This window comes from Arthrobacter sp. TE26545, assembly GCF_056279005.1.
Genome location: NZ_JBWBQM010000001.1, coordinates 3,309,538 through 3,328,629, shown reverse-complemented (window position 1 = coordinate 3,328,629; position 19,092 = coordinate 3,309,538). Strand labels below are relative to the sequence as shown.

The 19,092-nt window shown below is 65.3% G+C and carries 16 protein-coding genes and 1 pseudogene; 5 read left to right on the top strand and 12 right to left on the bottom strand.

The genetic code is table 11. The features are described 5' to 3' along the window. Positions 1–7: 7 nt before the first annotated feature. Positions 8–340, top strand: coding sequence for a putative quinol monooxygenase (locus ACZ9CK_RS15105; protein WP_426299846.1), 333 nt, complete (start codon positions 8–10; stop codon positions 338–340). Positions 341–408: 68 nt separating this feature from the next. Here the strand turns inward: ACZ9CK_RS15105 and ACZ9CK_RS15100 are convergent. Further along, positions 409–1,062, bottom strand: a pseudogene (locus tag ACZ9CK_RS15100) (NADPH-dependent F420 reductase); the annotation flags it as partial. Positions 1,063–1,116: 54 nt separating this feature from the next. Next, positions 1,117–2,370 (bottom strand): ammonium transporter, encoded by a 1,254-nt coding sequence (locus tag ACZ9CK_RS15095; RefSeq protein WP_426303514.1) that lies wholly within the window; start codon positions 2,368–2,370, stop codon positions 1,117–1,119. A 322-nt stretch (positions 2,371–2,692) separates the two neighbouring features. On the opposite strand from ACZ9CK_RS15095, the gene ACZ9CK_RS15090 reads away from it, so the two are divergent. Beyond that, positions 2,693–3,430, top strand: coding sequence for a glutamine amidotransferase (locus ACZ9CK_RS15090; RefSeq protein WP_426299842.1), 738 nt, complete (start codon positions 2,693–2,695; stop codon positions 3,428–3,430). A 1,432-nt stretch (positions 3,431–4,862) separates the two neighbouring features. Here the strand turns inward: ACZ9CK_RS15090 and ACZ9CK_RS15085 are convergent. The 10 genes from ACZ9CK_RS15085 to ACZ9CK_RS15040 all read right to left on the bottom strand — a co-directional run bounded on the left by ACZ9CK_RS15085 (position 4,863) and on the right by ACZ9CK_RS15040 (position 15,969). Then, positions 4,863–7,187: a SulP family inorganic anion transporter gene (locus ACZ9CK_RS15085; protein ID WP_476050341.1), complete on the bottom strand. Its 2,325-nt coding sequence runs from the start codon at positions 7,185–7,187 to the stop codon at positions 4,863–4,865. A 201-nt stretch (positions 7,188–7,388) separates the two neighbouring features. Next, positions 7,389–8,102: an aspartate/glutamate racemase family protein gene (locus ACZ9CK_RS15080; protein ID WP_476050340.1), complete on the bottom strand. Its 714-nt coding sequence runs from the start codon at positions 8,100–8,102 to the stop codon at positions 7,389–7,391. Continuing rightward, the gene (locus ACZ9CK_RS15075) at positions 8,092–9,558 is read right to left on the bottom strand and encodes an MFS transporter (RefSeq protein ID WP_476050339.1); all 1,467 of its coding nucleotides are present in this window, start codon (positions 9,556–9,558) and stop codon (positions 8,092–8,094) included. The genes ACZ9CK_RS15080 and ACZ9CK_RS15075 overlap by 11 nt, the downstream gene beginning before the upstream one ends. 210 nt (positions 9,559–9,768) lie before the next feature. Continuing rightward, on the bottom strand, positions 9,769–10,605 hold the full coding sequence (locus ACZ9CK_RS15070) for an alpha/beta fold hydrolase (RefSeq protein WP_476050338.1): 837 nt from the start codon (positions 10,603–10,605) through the stop codon (positions 9,769–9,771). Positions 10,606–10,791: 186 nt separating this feature from the next. After that, positions 10,792–11,541: an SDR family NAD(P)-dependent oxidoreductase gene (locus ACZ9CK_RS15065; protein WP_426299832.1), complete on the bottom strand. Its 750-nt coding sequence runs from the start codon at positions 11,539–11,541 to the stop codon at positions 10,792–10,794. Continuing rightward, on the bottom strand, positions 11,538–12,536 hold the full coding sequence (locus tag ACZ9CK_RS15060; protein ID WP_426299830.1) for a Gfo/Idh/MocA family protein: 999 nt from the start codon (positions 12,534–12,536) through the stop codon (positions 11,538–11,540). Before ACZ9CK_RS15060 ends, ACZ9CK_RS15065 begins: the two co-directional genes overlap by 4 nt. Continuing rightward, on the bottom strand, positions 12,533–13,435 hold the full coding sequence (locus ACZ9CK_RS15055; protein ID WP_426299828.1) for a sugar phosphate isomerase/epimerase family protein: 903 nt from the start codon (positions 13,433–13,435) through the stop codon (positions 12,533–12,535). The genes ACZ9CK_RS15060 and ACZ9CK_RS15055 overlap by 4 nt, the downstream gene beginning before the upstream one ends. A 2-nt stretch (positions 13,436–13,437) precedes the next feature. Then, positions 13,438–14,007: a VOC family protein gene (locus ACZ9CK_RS15050; protein WP_426299826.1), complete on the bottom strand. Its 570-nt coding sequence runs from the start codon at positions 14,005–14,007 to the stop codon at positions 13,438–13,440. After that, positions 14,004–14,999 (bottom strand): LacI family DNA-binding transcriptional regulator, encoded by a 996-nt coding sequence (locus ACZ9CK_RS15045; protein WP_426299824.1) that lies wholly within the window; start codon positions 14,997–14,999, stop codon positions 14,004–14,006. Before ACZ9CK_RS15045 ends, ACZ9CK_RS15050 begins: the two co-directional genes overlap by 4 nt. Further along, positions 14,986–15,969, bottom strand: a complete 984-nt coding sequence (locus ACZ9CK_RS15040) for a Gfo/Idh/MocA family protein (RefSeq protein WP_426299822.1) — start codon at positions 15,967–15,969, stop codon at positions 14,986–14,988. The genes ACZ9CK_RS15045 and ACZ9CK_RS15040 overlap by 14 nt, the downstream gene beginning before the upstream one ends. Before the next feature lie 173 nt (positions 15,970–16,142). Between ACZ9CK_RS15040 and ACZ9CK_RS15035 the strand changes: the two genes are divergently transcribed. The 3 genes from ACZ9CK_RS15035 (at position 16,143) to ACZ9CK_RS15025 (ending at position 18,985) form a co-directional block, all read left to right on the top strand. Next, positions 16,143–16,790: a bifunctional 4-hydroxy-2-oxoglutarate aldolase/2-dehydro-3-deoxy-phosphogluconate aldolase gene (locus tag ACZ9CK_RS15035; protein ID WP_426299820.1), complete on the top strand. Its 648-nt coding sequence runs from the start codon at positions 16,143–16,145 to the stop codon at positions 16,788–16,790. Then, entirely contained in the window at positions 16,787–17,335 is a 549-nt protein-coding gene (locus tag ACZ9CK_RS15030) for a P-loop nucleotide/nucleoside kinase family protein (protein WP_426299818.1), read from the top strand. Before ACZ9CK_RS15035 ends, ACZ9CK_RS15030 begins: the two co-directional genes overlap by 4 nt. 243 nt (positions 17,336–17,578) lie before the next feature. After that, entirely contained in the window at positions 17,579–18,985 is a 1,407-nt protein-coding gene (locus ACZ9CK_RS15025; RefSeq protein ID WP_426299816.1) for an MFS transporter, read from the top strand. Positions 18,986–19,092 lie beyond the last annotated feature (107 nt).

Below are 19,092 nucleotides of genomic sequence, written 5' to 3'. Positions count from 1 at the left end.
TGGCCACATGACTTTTGCAAATGTGGGGACCCTGGGAACCAAGGCCGGCCAACGTGACGCACTGGTGGAAATCCTGCTCCGGCCCAAGCCCGAGCTGCGGGATGCCGGCTGCCTGCTGTACGAGGTAGGCGTCAACAATGACGTTCCGGACACAGTGTTTGTCTGCGAACTCTGGGAGTCCGCCGAAGCGCACCAGGACTCCCTGCGCTTGGAGGGCGTCCAGGCGGCGATCAGCGAGGCGATGCCGCTGCTGTCCGGTGACAACGGCGGCCACCGCTTCACGGTGCTGGGCTCGCCGCTCCGCGCGGACGGCGCGCGCCAGTCACGGCACTCGCTCTGAGGGCACACAACTAAAACGGACGACGGCGGGAGCCTCCCGCCGTCGTCCGCTGTCCTTTAAGTTCCGGTTCAGACCGTCCGGGGCGCTTTCGCGATACTCGCCTTCAGCTCGGCAGCGTCCTGCCGGATGACGTAGGCGGGACGGTCCCGTTCCACGCGCCAGCTTTCGGCGAGCGGGCCGATGTTCACCGTGTCGAAGCCGAATTCGTCGTAGAGCCTGGCGACCAGTTCGGCTGCTTCGGGGAAATCGCTGGCCGTGGCAAGGGCTCGGCGGCCGGGCGTTCCCGAAGGCAAGCCGTCCGTGGTGATTTCCCTGGCCCGGATGTGGTTGAAGCCCTTGGCCACCTTGGACTGGGCGAGGTGTTCCTGGACCAGCCCCGAGGTGGTGGCTTCGCCGGCGTCGAGCGCCGGGATACGGCCGTCGCGCTCCCAGTAATAATTGTTGGTGTCGATGACCACCTTGCCCGCCAGCGGTTCCGCAGGAAGTTCGCGGTATTTCCTGAACGGGACTGTCACGACGGCGAAATCGCCTGCCGCTGCTGCTTCGGCAGGGGTGGCCGCGCGGGCTTTGGGGCCGAGTTCCGCCACGAGCCCCGCGAGGGTTTCCGGTCCGCGGGAGTTGCTGATCACCACGTTATGGCCGAGTTCAACCGCTTTGCGCGCCACTTGGCTGCCGATGTGTCCTGCGCCGATGATTCCGATTGTCGTCATATCTGCGGCAACACCACCGGTACGGAGGGCATTCCGGACGCTACGCCGGGTGTCCCCGCCCGGGGATTACTCGTGGCTGGGCGCCCCTGCCGGGTGCAGCACCGAGTGGAAGCGGCTGCGGGACAGCTCGCCGAACTCGTACGCGGTCTCGGCATGCTCGGAGAGGTCCACGCCGACGGTCTCGGCCTCGTGGCTGACGCGGAAGCCGATGGTCTTGTTGATGACCAGGCCGATCGCCGCGGTCATGGCGGCGGAAACCGCCACCGTGATCACGACCGCCACGGTCTGTGCGGTCAGCTGCTGGAAGCCGCCGCCGTAGAAGAGGCCGCCGCCCACACCGTCCACGGGCATGGCGATGAAGCCCAGGGCGAGGGTGCCGATCAGGCCGGCGCCCAGGTGCACGCCTACCACATCCAGCGAGTCATCGAAGCCGAACTTGTACTTCAGGTCTACGAACACCACGCAGGCCGCGCCGGCTACCAGGCCCAGGCCGAGGGCAGCCACCGGGCTGATGTTGGCGCAGGACGGGGTGATGGCCACGAGGCCGGCAACGACGCCAGAGGCGGCACCCAGCGAAGTGGGGTGGCCGTGGCGGATCTTCTCAGTGACGAGCCAGCCGATCATGGCGGCGGCCGGTGCCAGCATGGTGTTGACCCAAATCAGTCCCGCCTGCTCCGCGCTCGTGGCGGCGCCGCCGTTGAAGCCGAACCAGCCGAACCACAGCAGGCAGGCGCCGAGCATGATGAAGGGGATGTTGTGCGGACGGTGGTTGGGGTCCTTGCCGAAACCGTGCCGCTTGCCCAGGATCAGGGCCAGCACGAATGCCGCAGTACCGGAGCTGATCTCCACGACCGTACCGCCGGCGAAGTCGATGACCTGGCCGAACACCGCGGTGAGCGCACCGCCGGCACTCATCAGGCCGCCGCCCCACACCATGTATGCGAGCGGGCAGTAGACCAGGGTGACCCAGACGGGAACGAAGACCGCCCAGGAGCTGAACTTGGCGCGGTCCGCGATGGCACCGCTGATCAGGGCGACGGTGATGATCGCGAAGGTTGCGCTGTAGCCCACCTTGATGAGGTCGGGGGAGCCGACGAGGTTGCCGAGGCCGAAGTGGGCGAAGGGGTTGCCGAACAGGCCGAGGAAGCCCTCGCCGCCGATCATCGAGTAACCCCAGAGCGCCCAGACAGCGCCGACGATGCCGGCGGCCAGGAAGCTCATCATGATCATGTTGAGGGAGGACTTGGCACGGGTCATGCCGCCGTAGAAGAGACCCAGGGCCGGGGTCATCATGAGGGTGAGGGCTGCCGCCACCATCATCCAAATCTGTTCCGCAGTGATGTGCACTTGCGTGTTCCCTTCTCCGCCAGCAGTCTGTCCGGGGAAGCTGTTGCTCCCGTTTGTTCCCCGGATCTATGGTTCAGGGCTTGTGTTTCAGGAAATGTTGGAAAAAATTGCGGCCAAGTTACAGAAATCCGGGCTGCGTGAAGAGCGCGTGACGGCCGTGTTTCAACAATGTTTCGAAGTGCCTTTTGGCTGCGGTTTGCGGTTCGGCCGGACCTGACGTTTCCTCCATGTAAACCCCGGCTCACCCGCGTTCCGGCCTCTGGCGCAGCGTTCGGGACAGGCGCAAACTTGCTGTGTGAAGCCCTTCCTGTTGCTCGCCTCCCGCGCTGAAGACGTTGCCGCCGAGGCTGAATACCACTCATATCTGCGCTTCGGCGGCCTGGAAGCGGCACAGCTGAGGAGAATCCGCCTTGAGGCGGTCCCCTTGCCGGAGTTGGACCTGTCCGACTACTCGGGCGTGATTGTGGGCGGCAGCCCCTTCACCTCCAGCGACCCGGCGGACCACAAGAGCGAAACCCAGCACCGCGTGGAACGCGAGCTCGCCGGGCTGCTGGACATCATCGTGGCGCAGGACTTCCCGTTCCTCGGGGCCTGCTACGGGGTCGGCACGCTGGGCCGGCACCAGGGCGCCCTCATCGACCGCACCTACGGTGAAACCCTGGGCGGCGTCACCGTCAAACTGACCGCCGACGGCCTGCAGGATCCGCTGCTTGCCGGCTTGGACGAACGCTTCGCCGCGTTCGTCGGCCACAAAGAGGCCTGCACGGTGCTGCCGGGGAATGCCGTACTTCTGGCCGGATCGGCGGCCTGTCCGGTGCAGATGTTCCGGATCAAGCGGAACCTGTACGCCACCCAGTTCCATCCGGAGCTCGACGCCGACGGGCTGGCCCTGCGGATCAACACGTACCGGTACGCGGGCTACTTCCCGCCGGACGACGCCGGACGGCTCATTACCGAGGCTTACAAACACACCGTCACCGAGCCGATGAAGATCCTGCGGAACTTCGTGACCCGCTACGCGAGCCAGCATTAGCTTCGGAAGGCAAGAACAACCTGCTCGGGCACAATTGCGCCGGCCGTGCAGTCAAGCTGACTGCACGGCCGGCGTCGTTCTGGTTTTCAAGCGTTCTTGTCTTCAGGCGCCTGGGCGCCCTCGCTGGTGGCTATTCGCTCCTTTCCGCATGGGGTCGGGCCAATTGCCGATGAATGCGTCGATGTGATGGCTGCGGCCTTGAACTTGGATATGGTCTTTCATGGCTTCTCTTCTTGGCTGAGGCTTGTTCCTGCGCGATGTGGCGCAGGTGGTCGTGTCTGCCTGGGGCAGGGACGGCCTGCTCAGTCGGGAGAAGACCCCGGATCGAACGAAGGTCCGGCTGCGGGGATCTGCGACCCATCACGGACGGCCGCGTTTCCCTTCGGTGGTGCCAGTGCCCGTTGATCAGGAAGATCTGCGGCGCCATGGGCCGAGCCGAGCTGTGGTCCGTTCGTTGCCCCGGCTTGGACCGGGGGCGCGGATGGAGGGAGCGGTCTGCCCGGCGGCGCACCCGCAGGAGGCGGTATTTCTGCCGTCGCCAACGATGCTGCGGGCACAACGACCAGCATGTGCGGGATGAATCCGGGGCTCGCTGCGTTCATTCCCGGTCCGTTCTGGACCTTTGGCGGAAGCGCGCTGGTACGGCGGAAAGCATTAGCGGCAGCCGGATCGCGTGGTCCGGCGTTGGACGCGGCGGCATCGGAGCCGGGAGCCAATGGCAGCAGCCCGGGCACCTGCTGCAGCTCGGGCACCGGCAGCGTCGGCCCGTTCCCGACGGCGCGGTCAATCACGGGCGCCACGGCGTCGATCACCCCGACGAGAGGTGTTGCGACGGCACCCGGCAGCTCATTGATGACGGCTTGCGGAATCTCGGCTAATTGCGTCGGGGCCAGCGAAACGGCCGGCAACGGAACGGTGGGGACGGCAGGTACCGAGGGCACTGCCGGGGCCACGGTCAGGGCCGGAGTCGGAGTCGGAATCGGAATCGGGGCCGGCGCCACGGTCAGGGCCGGAGTCGGAATCGGGGCCGGGGCCACGGTCGGGGCCGGAGTCGGGGCCAGCGAAACGGCTGGCAGCGAAACGGCCGGCAACGGAACGGTGGGGACGGCGGATGTTGAGGGTTCCGCCGGAACCGGGGGCAAAAGATCACTGGCCTGCGACGGGCCGGCGAGCCACACCGACCACACCAATGCGCCAAGGAGGGCGAGAAGAGCAGAGCGAAGAAGGGAAATGGCACCGCGCCCCAAATACCTGGCCAAAACACTCACCTCCCCGGCACGGCGTTTGGACGTTAAGTTACGCCGGTCGTCGTCGGCCGTCCATAGAAACTGGGTCGATCCTTGGGTTGAGCTGCTGACGTTCAGTCAGACTGCGGGCATGCACGGCCCCGTGTCCGCCGGCGGACACGGGGCCGTGCCTATAGGGACGGCTTCTACTTGACCGCCGCCACACCCGCATCCAGGCGCTCGATGCCCTGCGGGGTCACGAGGACCACGCGCGCCGTGCGGATGTCGTAGAAGAGGCCGGTGGCCTGCACCAGGCCGGACTTCAGTGCGGGGCCGGTGACCGGGTGCTCTTCGAGCTTCCGGAGCTGGACTGCCACGTTCACCATGCTGAGCTGATCCAGGCGGCTGTAGCCCGCAGCCTCGGCGGCCAGGGCTACGGGGTGGCCGGCCATCAGCTCGCGGTAGCTCGGGCGGGCATGTCCAAGCCAGGCGTCAAAGCCTGCGCCCAGCGGGGCGTTGCCGGCACCTTCGGCATCTTCCAGGACGGCCTTCATCGCGCCGCAGTTGGAGTGGCCGCAGACCACGATCGAGTCCACGGACAATCCCTTGACCGCAAACGACAGTGCCGAGTCGATCGAGGCATCGTGGCCGTCGCTGCACACCACATTGCCGATGTTCCGGAGCGTCAGCAGATCACCAGGACCGCTGCTGGTGATCAGGTTCGGATTCACGCGGGAGTCGACGCAGGCCACGAAAAGGGTGTCCGGGTTCTGCCCGTCGGTCAGATCCTGCACCAAGGGGCGGACCTTGTCCGCATGCCGCCGGTGGTACTTGTCGATCCCCAGGAGGATGGAGCGCAGTGGCGGCCGTCCGTCGTCGTCGACGGCGAAGGGGGCGTCCACCCGGGGTGGCGTTTGCCAGGAATTCCTCGGCGGGAGTGGAAACTCCCGGGGATCCTGGCGCTGCGGCGTCCGGTCCGCGGCATCCCGGAAAGCGGTGGTGCCGTGCTCTTCAAGCACCACGGAGGCTCCCGTGTTCCGGTGCTGGCTCTGCCAGGCGAGCAGTGCTTCGCGGAAGGAGTGGTCAAGATAGTCGGCATTGAGTTCCACCATCACGTCCTGGCCCTCGGGGACGGAATGGAGGACGCGGTTGAGCCGGGGCAGGGCGAAGAAGCTGCAGGATCCGGCGATGGTCACCCGCCACGGAAGGTGTGCGGCGGTGGCTTGATGCGCGTGGATCTGGGCCCGGAGCACCCGCCACAACACGCACAGGGCAGCCAGTGCCAGGCCGATGATGACGCCTTCGAGCAAGTTGAGGAAGACGACGCAAGCCAGGGTAACCACGTACACCAGGAGGTCGCCCGTGTGGTGGCTGGTCCTGATGTCGGCCACTTTGATGAGCTTCGCGCCGATCACCAGCAACAGGCCGGCCAGTACGGCCAGCGGTATGAGCTGGATCGGGCCCGCGAACAGGACGGAGAACACCAGGACCCAGACGCCGTGGAGGATGGCGGATGCCCGGCTGGCGGCGCCTGCTTCCACGTTGGTGGCGCTGCGGACGATCACGCCCGTGACAGGGAGGCCGCCGAGCATGCCGGAGACCATGTTTGCGGAGCCCTGGCCGACGAGTTCGCGGTTGAGCCTGGTGCGCGGCCCGGAGTGCATCTTGTCCACGGCGACGGCGGAAAGCAGCGATTCGATGCTCGCGATCAACGCCACGGTGAGGACGGCCATGGCCGCGGCACGCCAGTTGTCCCCGGGCAGGCTGGGCAGGGCGACGGCGTCGAACAGGGAACCGCTGAAACTGATGCGTTCAACGCCCGGCGCCACGGGCACGGACAGGGCGGTGACCAGCACGACGGCGGCAAGGGGGCCGGGAACCTTCCGCACCACCGGGGGCAGGAACTTCCAGGCGAGGAGGATGGCCACTACGCCCACTCCGAGCAGGGCGGAGTGCAGCTCCACGTTGGTGATGGCTGCCGGGAGTGCGGTGAGGTTTTCGACGGCGGAACCGGCCGCCTGGCCGCCCAGCAGGACATGCAGCTGCTGCAGGATGATGGTGATGCCGATGCCGGCCAGCATGGCTTTCACCACCACCGGTGACACGGCCAGCGCGGCGCGGCCTACGCGGCTGACTCCCAGGAGCAATTGGACGACGCCGGCGGCGGCGGTGATTGCACACGTCACCTGCCAGCCGAACTCGTCCACCAGGCCCGCGACGACGACTGTAAGTCCGGCTGCCGGGCCGCTCACCTGCAGGGGTGAACCGCCCAGGCTGCCTGCGACGATCCCGCCGATTGTTGCGGCGATCAGCCCCGCCATGACGGGTGCCCCCGAGGCCGCGGCGATGCCGAGGGACAAGGGGAGCGCAACCAGGAAGACCACGAGCGAGGCCGGCAGGTCGGCGCCCAGGGTGTTGAGGAAGGCGGGCCGCCTGGAGTTGGCCCGGCCCCGCTCCTTGCCCGCCGGGAGCTTGCCCGGCGGGCTGTGTGCGTCGTTGGGAACAGCTGCGGAATCTGATGAGTGAGGCATGGTTTTCCTTGGTTCGGGAATTATTTACCCGTTAACTCAAGAAAATTGCCGGTGATAGTGACAAGAAATTGTGATCCGTATGACAAAACTTGTGAATATTCTTCGTCGCATGAGGACAAAGAGGAACTTTTGACCGGGCGGCTGCGTTGGGGAGGATGCGTCAGCGCCGCCCCGCAGGAGTCAGGCGCGTGCCTCTGCGGCTCAGGCTGCCGTCACTCCCAGCCGTTCCAGCAGCAGCGCGCAAGCGCTGGGGACCGGCTGGATGATTTCCGCGGTGGTGGTCCGTGCCAGGCGGCGGGCCGTTTCGCTGAGCGGTCCGCCCGCAATAATCACCGCTTCCGCACCGTCCAGCGCAGTGGAATCGCCGACGGCGGTGGCCAGCTCCTGGTACTGCCGTTCCGGATCCGCGGCTAGCACCAAGGGTTCGGAGGCGGTGAGCCGGACCCCGCTGAAGGCTTCCGACTTTCCGTGCGAGCCGACCAGCGCGGCCAGGGAATCCGCCAGCAGCGGTGTGCTCGTGGCCATCCCGAAGCGGCGGCCGCCCTTGGACGCCTGGTGGATCGACCCCTGGCCGATGCCGAGTACCGGAACGTCAAGTTCCTGCTCGAGCGACTCCCGGCCCGGGTCGCCGATGGCGGAGACGATCACCGCGGCCACCGTGCCGCCGTCAGGCCCTGCCAAATAGTCCAGCACCGCGGTGCGGACATGCGCCGCCGAGGCGGCCAGCGACTCCGGGTCGATGATCATGGCCGGGCCTCCGGCCGCCGTCAGTCCGACGACGTCGAAACCCCGTGGCGTGAGTGCCTCTTCGGCCAGTTCGGCCATCATGGCGGTGGTGCGGGAATTGCTGTTCGGGTTGACCAGCAGGACCGTGCGCCGCGCCTGCTGCTCCGTAGACGTGGCGTCAGTGCCCATAGATTGCCGCCTCCTCGTCGCCGGAGGCTTCGCCGTCTTCTTCCATCGGCTTGCCGAAGGTTTCCGGCGGGAACTGCACGGCGACCGCCAGCACGATGAACAGGACGGCAAGGGTGGTGAACATGCCGCCCAGGCCCGCGGCGTCGAAGACTGCGCCGGAGATCAGCGGGAATAGGCCGCCGGAGAGCGAGCCCGCTGCCAGGATGATCGAGGTGCCGAAGCCGCGGGTGCGGGTGGGGTAGAGCTCCGGGGCGAAGAGCCAGATGGTGGTGTTCAGGATGATCACCGAGAAGTTGAACAAGGCGCCGAAGACCACCACGAGCACGATGCTGTCGGCGAGGAACGCCATGGACAGGCCAGCCGCGCAACCCAGGATGGCGGCGGCAGTGAGGACCTTCTTGCGGGGCAGGCGGCTGGCGAGGAACGCCGCGGTGCATGCGCCCACCAGCGAACCGGACTGCATGATCAGCGTGAACCACAGGCTGGTGTTCACGGCATAACCGCGGGAAACCAGGATGGTGGGCATCAGGGTGAGCATGGAAATCTGGGCGGCGTAGGACATGCACACCGCGATGCACAGCAGGACGGTGCGCTTTAGGAGCTTGCCGCGCAGGGCGTCCTTCCAGTGGCCGGTGGATTTCGCTTCGACGGGGTCCGGGGCGGCGGTGATGAACTGTTCGGGGTCGCTGATGGGCCCGGAGAGCTTGCCGCGGGCAAGGCGGGTGATGACAAGGTTGGCTTCGTCGATCCGGCCCTTGGAGGCCAGGAAGCGCGGGGTTTCGGGAACGAAGCGGCGGAAGAACATCACCAGCAGGGCCGGGATGAAGAGCAGGCCGAAGACCCAGCGCCACTTGTCCGGGCCGTCGAAGAGGGTGAAGACCAGGATGCCGAAGGCCGGGGCGAGCATGTTGCCCAGGCCCGCCGCGGTGACGTTGATGAGGCCGACGGCGGTGCCGCGGTGCTTCGCTGCGAAGAATTCGGCCATCATGATGACAGCGACGGCGATCTCGCCGCCCAGCCCGAAGCCGACGATGAAGCGGCCAATGGCCAGCACCGGATAGTTGGGCGCGATGGCGCACAGCAGCGAGCCGCCGGCGAAGATGATGAGGTTGATGACCAGCATCTGGCGCCGGCCGTACTTGTCCACGATCAGGCCGGTGGCCAGGCGGCCGAGAGCAGTGGCCGTGAAGGTCATGGTATTGAGGAGGCCGATCTCTGCCCCGCCCAGGCCCCATGCCTGCCGCAGGATCGGTCCGGTGATGCCGACGGCGTTCTGTTCCAGGGCGTCGAAGAAGACACCCAGGAGGATCATGAAGACGATCTGTCGGTGGGCGCCGGTGACGCCGATCTTCTGGTAGGTGCCCTCGATCTGCTGTGCCAGGGACGCTTTGCTGGGGCTGGTGTCCGGTCCGGCGGCTGGCCTTGTGGCGGTTTCCGGGGAAGCTTTTCTATCCACGGCGTGCTCCTCACTGAGTGGAAGGGGTCGGTCGGCGCCGCAAGCGCGTTCCATGATGCGAAAATGAGTTGTCATTGTGGTGATGTGTGACTCAGGTTACATCTTGGGATCCCAAAGTTTCAATGGTTGCACCGCAAACAAAATATGACCGCCGGCCCACAGCGTGGGCCGGCGGTCATGCGCGGTTTCCGCGGTTTCCGCGGGTTTGGGCTACTTCTTCAGGAAAGCCAGCAGCGCCTCGTTGATCTCCGCGCCGTGCGTCCAGAGCATGCCGTGCGGGGCGCCGTCGATCTCCAGATAGTCGGCGTCGGGCAGTGCGCGGGAGAACGGCCTCCCGGTGACGTCGATGGGCAGGATCCTGTCCGCCGTCCCGTGGACGATCAGCGTGGGGACGTCGATCTTGGGAATGTCCGCACGGAAATCCGTCGGCCAGGTGGGCTGCGCGGCGACGGAGGCGAAGGCCCCTGCCTGGGCGGCCAGGCCCCAGCTGGCCCGCACGGACTCCTCGCTGAGCCGCGGAGTGCCCAGGAAGGTGTCGCTGTTGTAGAAGTTCTTGAAGAACTCGGTGAAGAAGGCGTAGCGGTCCGCCTTTGCGGCCTCCAGCAGTCCGTCGAACACTTCCTGCGGAACGCCGTCGGTGCCTTCCTCCGGATCCAGCAGGTACGGTTCCAGGGATCCGAGGAACACGGCCTTCGCAACCCGCGCGGACCCGTACGCCGAGATGTACCGGGCCACTTCCCCGGTCCCCATCGAGAAGCCCACCAGCACGGCGTCATTTACGTCGACGGTGTCCAGCAGGACCTTCAGGTCTGCGGCGAAGGTGTCATAGTCATAGCCGGCGGTGGGCTTGCTGGACTTGCCGAAGCCGCGGCGGTCATAGGTGATCACGCGGTAGCCGGCCTCCAGGAGCGCCGCTGCCTGCTTCTCCCAGGAGGAGCCGTCCAGCGGGTAGCCATGGATGAGGACCACCGCCTGCCCGCTGCCATGGTCCTCGTAGTAAAGCTCGATATCCGTGCTGTTCTCGGTTCCGACGGTGATGTAGGCCATGGCAACGCTTCCTTTCGGTGACGATCGCGGTCGTTTCCCAGCCTAACCGGCGAGGGGCCCGAATCGAGGGGAGCGAGATTTGGGAGCCGATTAGGCGCTAGTGGGATGGTGCTTGGCTGCTAAGGAAATGGCTGTTAACGAGTGCGACGGCGGGAGGCAACCTCCCGCCGTCGCGTGCTGTTTCGCTCAGGTTCCCATGCCGAGATGTGCCCCGCCTGCTACATCCAGGGTGACACCGGTGATGTAGCGGTTCCCGGGGTCGGCCAGGAAGAGGATGGCGCGGGCCACTTCTTCGGGTTCAGCGAAGCGGCGCATGGGAAGCTGCGCCTCCCTCGCTGCCCGGCTGGCAGCCGCACCCGGGCCGGAATCCTTGTCGAACTGTGCCCGCATGGGGGTGTTCACGGGACCGGGGGCGATGGCGTTGACGGAAATGCCGTTGGGCCCCAGCAACTCGGCGAATGACCACATCACGTGCAGCACGGCGAGCTTGCTTGCGTTGTAGGGCAGATAGTTGAGGCGGGCTTCCTTCGCTGCGACGGAGGAGAGGATGATGATGGCACCGGCAGTACCGGTATCAAGCATTGATTTGGCCGTTTCCCGCACCATCGAGAAGGTCGCGGAAGCGTTGATCCGCAGGATGGAATCGAACTCTTCAGTCGTTGTCTCCATGATGCCGGGCGTGGTGCCGAGTACTCCCGCTGCATGGACGAGCGCGTCGACGCGCCCGTACTTGCTTGCAGTGTCCCTGACGACGGCGGCGCACTGCTCTTCGGACGTGACGTCGAGCGGGAAGAAGGCGGCCAATTCCTGGCCCTCTTTGGGCGCCCGGTCCGCGCCAACGACCAAGGCTCCTTCGGCCCTAAGGGCATCGACCACTGCGTTGCCGATCCCGCCGCTCGATCCGGTTACCAGAACCACCTGGTCTTTGAGGCTCATTTGGTATCTCCGTTCGTGGCGTGGCTTTGCCATTGCCGGCCTTGTTGTTCCTCCGCGGGCAGCCCGGAGGCCGCGAGGATCCGATCGAGCAGCCGCTGGGTATGAACGGCTTCGCGGCCCGAGGTGAGGGGCTGCGCCCTGTCGGCGACGCGGTCCAGGAAATGGTGGACGGCGGCGGAGAAGCCCAGAGTGTCGGTCGCGGTGGCCCAACCGTAGGCCTCGGCGCTGAGTTCGCGTGATGTGGTGACTCCGTTGACAGTGGTGGACACCGTTTCGGGCGCGCGCACTTCCACGGTCTTTCCGTCGCCATAGGCGTCCAGCTTTTCGTTCCAGGCGCCGGCGGTCCGGGCTGCCATCAGCACACCGGTGTTGCCGGTACTGAAGCGGATGACTGCTGCGACGCCGTCTTCTTCCCACGGATCATCGCCGGCTGCATGCGCGGCCACGTCCACGGGTTCGCCGCCGCAGTACCAGCGGAGCAGATCGACCATGTGGATGGCGTTTTCGAACGTTGCGCGGTATTCCGAACCGGGCCGGTTCTTTTGGGCGACGCAGAAGGTAGCGCCCTTCTCCCCGAACGCCTCGCGGCCTGCCGTGTAGACAGGTGCGTAGCGGCGGTTGAAATCGACCATCAGGATGCGGCCGCGTTCGTCGGCGAGGTCCGCCAGGCGTTCTGCCTCCTCGGTGGCCGGGGCCAGGGGCTTCTCGCAGAACACGTCGACGCCGTTCTCCAGGCACAGCTGGACGGCATGCGCGTGCTCGGACCGCGGAGTGAGGACGAAGACGGCGTCCAGCTTCTGGGCGGCCAGCATGTCCTCCACCGAGCGGTATGCGGCACCGAAACCCCAGCGCCGGACCAGGCTTCCCGGATCCTCCCGCCGGGACACCAGTGCAGCCAGCTCAACGTCGTCGCGCTGTACGAGAGTGGGCAACTGGGCAATCGTGGCGATATTGCCGGCGCCGATCACGCCGACCCGCAAACGCTGGGTGTTCATCGTGCCTCCTGCACTTCGGCGAGATCTGAAAGCATTGCGCGCAGGGCGGCTGCTGATTCCCGGAACCCGTCCTCAGGGCTCGGGAGGTCCTGCGGGTGCCAGCGGTACTCGTACTCGATGCTGAGCAGATCATCGTAGCCGTGGCGCAGCAGCGCAGCGAGGATCTGGGGCCAGGGCAGGATGCCGTTCCCCACAACCCTTGACCGGACGGCCCGTTCGGAGGCATTGACGCGGGCCGTTTCCGTGGCACGGAAGGCCGCGTTCGGGTCAGTGAACACGAGGTCCTTGACGTGTACGTGGCCGATCAGATCGCCTTGGACGGCAAAGGCCTGTTCGTAGGTCTCGTCGTGGGTGAAGGTCAGGTTGGTCTGGTCGTAGAGAACACGGACGGCCGGGTGGGCAACCTCCCGGACGAGCGCCGCGGTTTCGGCCGCAGTCTGGGTCATGGTGCCGAAATGGTTCTCCACGCACAGGCGTACCCCGGCCTGCTCGGCCTCAGGCGCCAGGGTCTCCAGGGCTTCCCGCAGCTTCGCCCAGTGCCCCGCGTGATCGCTGTTACCCGGGTGCCAGGATCCCGCGTACACGCGCACCCGGTCGGCCCCGAGCAGATGCGCGGTCTCAATGGCGCCGCGGAATTCGTCCACTCCGCCGCGCCATTCACCCTCGTCCAGGGAGTTGATGGCCGTGGTGTACGGCGTCAGGCCAAGAATGGGCAGGCCCTCATCTTCCGCCGCCTTCAACGCCTCCATGGCAGCGCGGCGGTCGCCCTGGGGGAGACCCGAGGTGTAGCCATCCTGGTAGATGACTTCTGCGGCATCGAGCCCTGCGGCCCGGAAAAGTTTGATTGCCTGGGGGACTGTATGGTTTGGGGTGCCCAGTGTGTGGCCTGCCAGTCGCATACTTACACGTCCTTTCTGAAAGTGTCTTGAGTTGCTGTCCAGTCCGCGGGGCCGACCAGCCGTGGTGGGGTTGCGACACGGGATCGGTCGACGATCTCCATCAGCAGCCCCCAGGGGGTAACGAAATAGGTCCAGCGGTTGCCCGCCACGCGGGGACTGTCGCCGGCGACTTCCTTGCGTTCTCCGAGCACGCGCACTCCGGGGGTTTCCCGCAGCACGGTAACCGCGTCGTCCACGTCATCGACGACGAAGCACAGGTGGTGCCCGCCTGCGTCGCAATGCCGTGGCGGGCTTTCCCGCCGTTCGGCGCTGCTCCATTCGAAAAGCTCGATGTTCAGGTTCGGAGGCATCCGCAGCATGGCGAGGGTGAGCTTCGCATCGGCAGGGACTTCGAAGTTCGTGGGCATGAACTCGGAGTCGGGTCCGCGCTCGGAGCGGTACAGTTCCTCCGCGCCGAGCACCTCGACGAAGAAGGTGACTGCGTCCTCGAGGTTCGGAACCGTCAGGCCGACGTGGTCGGTGTACTGCAGCCCGGGCAGCCGGCGCAGCGTCTTCGGGCTGGCCCCGGTCATTTGCGCGGTCCCGAGGTGGAGGAGCGCACCAGAAGAACAGGCTCCAGAACCACGTGGTCTACCGAACCGTTCAGGTTCTGCTTTTCTGCCAGCTCGATCGCGATGCTTCCCATCTCGTCGATCGGCTGCCGCACTGTAGTCAGGGCCGGGTTGAAACGGGAACCCAATGCCAGGCCGTCAAAGCCCATGACCGATACGTCTTCCGGCACACGGATACCGCTTTGGCCCAGCGCCGAGATCACCGCGAAGGCGACCATGTCATTGGCGGCGATAATCGCCGTCGGGGGGTTTTCCATCTCCAGATAGTGCTTTGCCGCGCGGGCCCCCGCGTCCGGGTCGGAGCCGCTGTCGAGGACGACGGGCGTATTGCCGCTTTCCGCTGACAGCTCCAGGTATGCGTCCATCCGGTCCTGCGCAGTGTGGGTCCCGGAAATACCGGAAACGTAGCCGATCGAGGTGTGCCCCAGGGAACGCAGGTGTTCCAGGGCGAGGACGATTCCGCGGCGGCTGTCGACGGTGACGGTCGGGACCGAGTCGTCGCCTTCCACACGGTCGATCACTACTACCTTGTGCCCGAAATCGAAGCGCTTGAGGGCCTCGGTATCGACCTTCGTGGAGGGCGCGACGATTCCGAAGGGGGCGTACATGGCCTGCATCGCGGTGAAGTACCCTTCGGTCTTGGCGGGGTCTCCGTTCGTGACACACAGCAGCAGCTGGTAGCCGCGTTCGTCAGCAGCCTGCGTCATGGTCTTGGCAAGTTCTGCAAAGAACGGGTTGGTGATGTCAGGCACGATCAGTGGGATGAAGGTGCTGGTCTTTCGACGCAAGGCCTGGGCGAGCGGGCTCATGGTGTAGCCGAGCTCCTCGGCGACCCGGAGAATGTGTTCCCGGGTTTCGCTCTTGACTGCCTCCGGCTTGGAGAATGCCCGGGAAACCGTAGAGCGGTGGACGCCTGCGGCCTTCGCGACAACGTCAATGCTAAGGTCTGCCATTTTCTCTTCCTCCGTGGTCGTCATATGCCTGCCAAATCGGGCGCATCGCATCTTCAAGCTGGGCCAGGGTTGGCAGCCCTTGGAATCCATCTTCCAGCGTCCTTGCGACACTGCGTACGAACGAATCGTAGAGAGGGTCGCTGTCCACGTTGAGCACGGCGGATTCCGTCTCTCCATCCACGGTGGTGAAGGTGGCGGAACCGTCCGAGCCGATGGAGGCGAATCCTGCCTCGCCTGCCGAGGTGTAGCTGCAGTAGCGCTTCAGCGGCGAATCGGGGAACGCATACCCCACCTCGACGATGGCTTCACGGCCGCTTGGGGTAGTGATGATGAGGCTGGCATGGTCCTCTACACCCGCGCCGTGCAGAACGGAAGACAGCCGGGAATCTACGTTCTGGACTGTCTCGTTGCTGCCCTGTAGGAAAAGATCCACAAAGTGCGGTGCCAGGTTCGCCAGGCACCCGCCACCTGCTGCAGCAGGGTCCAGCATCCAGGAATTGCCGTTACGCAAGTAGCGTGAGGGCGGCCCGGCGATAAAGGAGATTCTCTGGTACGCCGGGCGGCCGGCCTTGGCCAGCCAGCGTTCAACCGGGCCGCCCCGCTGAACGAGCGGGACTGTTACGGGTACACCGGCCGCTTCCGCAGCTTTCCGCACCTCGGAAAGCTCTGCAAGGGAGGTGCCCAGAGGCTTCTCCACGACGAACGGAATGCCGCGTTCGATCAGCGCAAAGCACTTTTCCGCCATGCCGGCGTGCGGGCCAAAGACGTAGGCAAGCCCGAGATCCGGCAGATCCACCAGCTTCCGCCAGTCAGCCTCCACCGGAGAGCTCCAGGCTTCTGCAAGTCCTTGGACGAGGGATACGTCCTCGTCACTGATTCCGACGACCTGGTGTTCTTCGCCGACTGCCCGTGTGAGGAGCGGGACGTGCCAGTGCGAAGCGCCAAGGATGATGGTGCGCGGTCTACTCATTTGCCAGCCCCTTTGCTAAGTATGAGATCGATTGCTGAGATCGGTTGCAATAACAGTATGGATGGTGGGAGAGTTTGTCAACGACACTTCAAGAGTGGCGCCAACGACACTTCAAAAGCGACCCACGATGCCTCGGAGCAGAGAAGCTTCCCGGGCCAGAAGAAAGGCCAGCAATGTACAAGAAATTTCGCACCCTGCAAACCATCCACGAGTCCGGCGCCGTCCTGATCGTGCGGCTGGAGAACGCAGACGTTGCCGAGCGCGTTGCGGAAGCCGCCATCGAAGGAGGGTTCCGTGCGCTTGAAATCACGCTTTCAATTCCAGGCGCCGTAGACGTGATCCGCCGGCTCGCCGCCAAGCATGGGCCCAACGGGGTAGTGATCGGGGCCGGAACGGTCCTGGACGAGCACTCGGCCTACGAGTGCATCCGTGCCGGTGCCGCATTCCTGGTCAGTCCCCAGCTGAACCCGGCAATGATCCGGACCGCCAACCGGTACCAGGTGCCGACCGTCAGCGGAGCCTACACTCCCACGGAGCTCGTTGAGTCCGCCGAAGCCGGCGCTGACATCCTCAAACTCTTCCCGACCGAGGCTGGGGGAGTCTCCTACGCCAAGGCGGTGCTGGCTCCGCTGGCGCATCTGCCCATCATGCCGGCAGGCGGTGTAACCCTGGAGAACGTAGGCGATTGGTTCGCGGCTGGCGTGGCTGGCGTGGGTGTGGGCAGCTATGTGACCAAAGCATGGCAGCCTGACGGCGACTTCTCCCGCGTCACCGCGGCCGCACGGGAGTTCCTCTCGGCAGTGGCAGAGGCCCGCCAATGACGGTCCCCAAAGTCTTCATCGTCATCGGCCCGGCCGGATCCGGAAAGACGACCATTGCGCAACAAACGGCAAAGGAGCATGGAGCCGCATACCTGGACAAGGACCGGATCTGCGGTCGTCTTGTCGAATTCGCCTTGAAAGCAGCCGGCCATGACCCCAGCGACCGGGAATCCAACGGGTTCTACCGGGAAAATGTTCTGCCCCTGGAATACGAGACGCTCATGGATACCGCTGGAGCGAATCTGCGGCTGGGGCGGTCGGTTGTACTCGACGCACCCTTCGGCGCGTACTTCGCCAATCCGGACTATCTAACGCGCGCCGCGGAAGAATTCGACTGGCCTGCTTCGGAGACCACGGTAGTGCGGGTGCAGGTTCCGCAGGATGTTCTTCGGGAGCGGCTCATTCAGCGGGGCCTGGAGAGGGACCGGTGGAAACTGGCGCATTGGGACGAGTATTGGGCTTCTTACGGCAGCCTGAACTGCACCTGGTCCGGAGTCCGTTTCCTTGACCTCAACAACGAGAAGACCCTGCCAATTCAGGGATGACCTTTCAGGGCCCGGACGACCTCCGTTCCCTGTTCGAAAATGACCATTGACAGAGTGATCCAGCCTACGTAGCATTGCTTGCAACCGATCTCAGCAACCGATCTCATTGATGAGTTTTTTTGCAATCGATCTCATTGGCGGAGAGAGCCGGATCAGATTCCTTCCCGGCCCGCACGCCGCTCCGGGCGTCCGGGCAATATTCCAATACCCCTCCGCAGTAACCGTGAAAACATGGAGAGTTCAATGAAGACCTCAAAAGAAGCCGTCGGCAGTCCAGACCCTTCGGAGTTTCCCGAAGCGTCTGAGCGCCCGCGCCGCAACGTCAACCTGGTGGCAGGCACAATCGGCCACTTCGTGGAGTGGTACGACTGGTACATCTACGGGTTGTTGGCAGCAGTGTTCTCGTCGCAGATTTTTCCAAGCGACTCCCCGTTCGCCTCGCTGGTTGCAGCGCTGCTTACCTACGCAGTCGGGTTCGTTGTGCGGCCGCTCAGCGGAATCATCATTTCGCCACTGGCGGACCGCTTCGGCCGGCGGCTTATCCTGACGCTTTCCATTTCCGGGATGGCCGTTGGCGCCCTGATCATCGGTCTCACGCCTTCCTTTGCGACCATCGGATTCGCGGCGCCTGCTCTCTTCCTGGTTGCACGGATTATCCAGGGAATCTCTGCCGGAACGGAGCAGCAGAGCGCCATCGCCTTCATGGTTGAGCACGCTCCCGCGAGCCGGAGGGGTCTGTTCGGCTCGTTCACGAATATGGCGAGTGGCCTTGCAACCCTTACAGCGACCGGTGCGGCGGCGATGGTGACATCAGCTTTTGCTCCGGCGGACCTCGCCGCTTGGGGATGGCGCATCCCGTTCGTTATCGGCGGCATCCTCGGTGTCGTGGGGCTTGTCCTCAGGGCCCGCGCCGAAGAGACACCTGAGTTCGAGGCAAGTGCAGCCGTCGACAAAAAGTCGGCCATGGCACGCCTGCGGGACCTGGTCCGCGAACACCCGAAGGCTCTGCTGCAGGCGGCGGCACTCTCTGCTCCAGCCGTTGCCTACTACACGTGGGCCACCTTCCTCCCCACCTATGCCAAGCTGACCACCGGCCGGGACTTGTCCTCTACCCTGGCCGGCAGCGTTATCGGGCTGGCCTTGCTTGTCATCATCGTGCCGGTCTGCGGCGCGCTCTCTGACAGGCTCGGCCGTCGCAAGATCTTCCCCGTCGTCGGCGCCATCGGCATGATCGTCCTCTTCTACCCCTTGCTCCTCCTGCTGAACCAGCCGGGCTTCTGGGTGTACGTCCTCGTATCGGCATCCGGCTGGGTGGTTCTTGGCATCTGGCAGTCCGTCTACCCGACCATCCAGGCCGAACTGTTCCCAGCGGCCGTGCGGGTGTCGGGCATCGGCCTTGCGCACCAGATCGTGATCGCCGTCTTCGGCGGTACAGCGCCGCTGATCGCCGCTGCATTCGTTGGCGCCGGGCAGCCGATGCTTGTCGCGGTCTACATGATCGTGATCGTCGCGCTCAGTCTCATCGTGTACTTCACGCTCCCGGAAACCGGCAGCCGGGGAGGCCGCGCCACAGTAGCGCAGGCTGACCCGGAGGTCGTGGAGGGCGAATACCTGATTGCTCCGAGCAGCCAGGCGAAGGGTTCCCACTAAGCGCTCGCACCTTGGAAGTCTTGCGGCTCGAACGGGCAGGAAGGGGCATGGTCGTCCCGGCCTCCGTTCGAGCCGCCTGGCTCGCCAAAAGCCTGGCCATTTACCGG

Excerpts from the sequence above, each read along its gene's own strand:
- ACZ9CK_RS15105 (WP_426299846.1), top strand. The coding sequence starts at position 8 with ATGACTTTTGCAAATGTGGGGACCCTGGGAACCAAGGCCGGCCAACGT.
- ACZ9CK_RS15095 (WP_426303514.1), bottom strand. The coding sequence starts at position 2,370 with ATGATGGTGGCGGCAGCCCTCACCCTCATGATGACCCCGGCCCTGGGT.
- ACZ9CK_RS15085 (WP_476050341.1), bottom strand. The coding sequence starts at position 7,187 with ATGCCTCACTCATCAGATTCCGCAGCTGTTCCCAACGACGCACACAGC.
- ACZ9CK_RS15080 (WP_476050340.1), bottom strand. The coding sequence starts at position 8,102 with ATGGGCACTGACGCCACGTCTACGGAGCAGCAGGCGCGGCGCACGGTC.
- ACZ9CK_RS15070 (WP_476050338.1), bottom strand. The coding sequence starts at position 10,605 with ATGGCCTACATCACCGTCGGAACCGAGAACAGCACGGATATCGAGCTT.
- ACZ9CK_RS15065 (WP_426299832.1), bottom strand. The coding sequence starts at position 11,541 with ATGAGCCTCAAAGACCAGGTGGTTCTGGTAACCGGATCGAGCGGCGGG.
- ACZ9CK_RS15060 (WP_426299830.1), bottom strand. The coding sequence starts at position 12,536 with ATGAACACCCAGCGTTTGCGGGTCGGCGTGATCGGCGCCGGCAATATC.
- ACZ9CK_RS15055 (WP_426299828.1), bottom strand. The coding sequence starts at position 13,435 with ATGCGACTGGCAGGCCACACACTGGGCACCCCAAACCATACAGTCCCC.
- ACZ9CK_RS15050 (WP_426299826.1), bottom strand. The coding sequence starts at position 14,007 with ATGACCGGGGCCAGCCCGAAGACGCTGCGCCGGCTGCCCGGGCTGCAG.
- ACZ9CK_RS15045 (WP_426299824.1), bottom strand. The coding sequence starts at position 14,999 with ATGGCAGACCTTAGCATTGACGTTGTCGCGAAGGCCGCAGGCGTCCAC.
- ACZ9CK_RS15040 (WP_426299822.1), bottom strand. The coding sequence starts at position 15,969 with ATGAGTAGACCGCGCACCATCATCCTTGGCGCTTCGCACTGGCACGTC.
- ACZ9CK_RS15035 (WP_426299820.1), top strand. The coding sequence starts at position 16,143 with ATGTACAAGAAATTTCGCACCCTGCAAACCATCCACGAGTCCGGCGCC.
- ACZ9CK_RS15030 (WP_426299818.1), top strand. The coding sequence starts at position 16,787 with ATGACGGTCCCCAAAGTCTTCATCGTCATCGGCCCGGCCGGATCCGGA.
- ACZ9CK_RS15025 (WP_426299816.1), top strand. The coding sequence starts at position 17,579 with ATGAAGACCTCAAAAGAAGCCGTCGGCAGTCCAGACCCTTCGGAGTTT.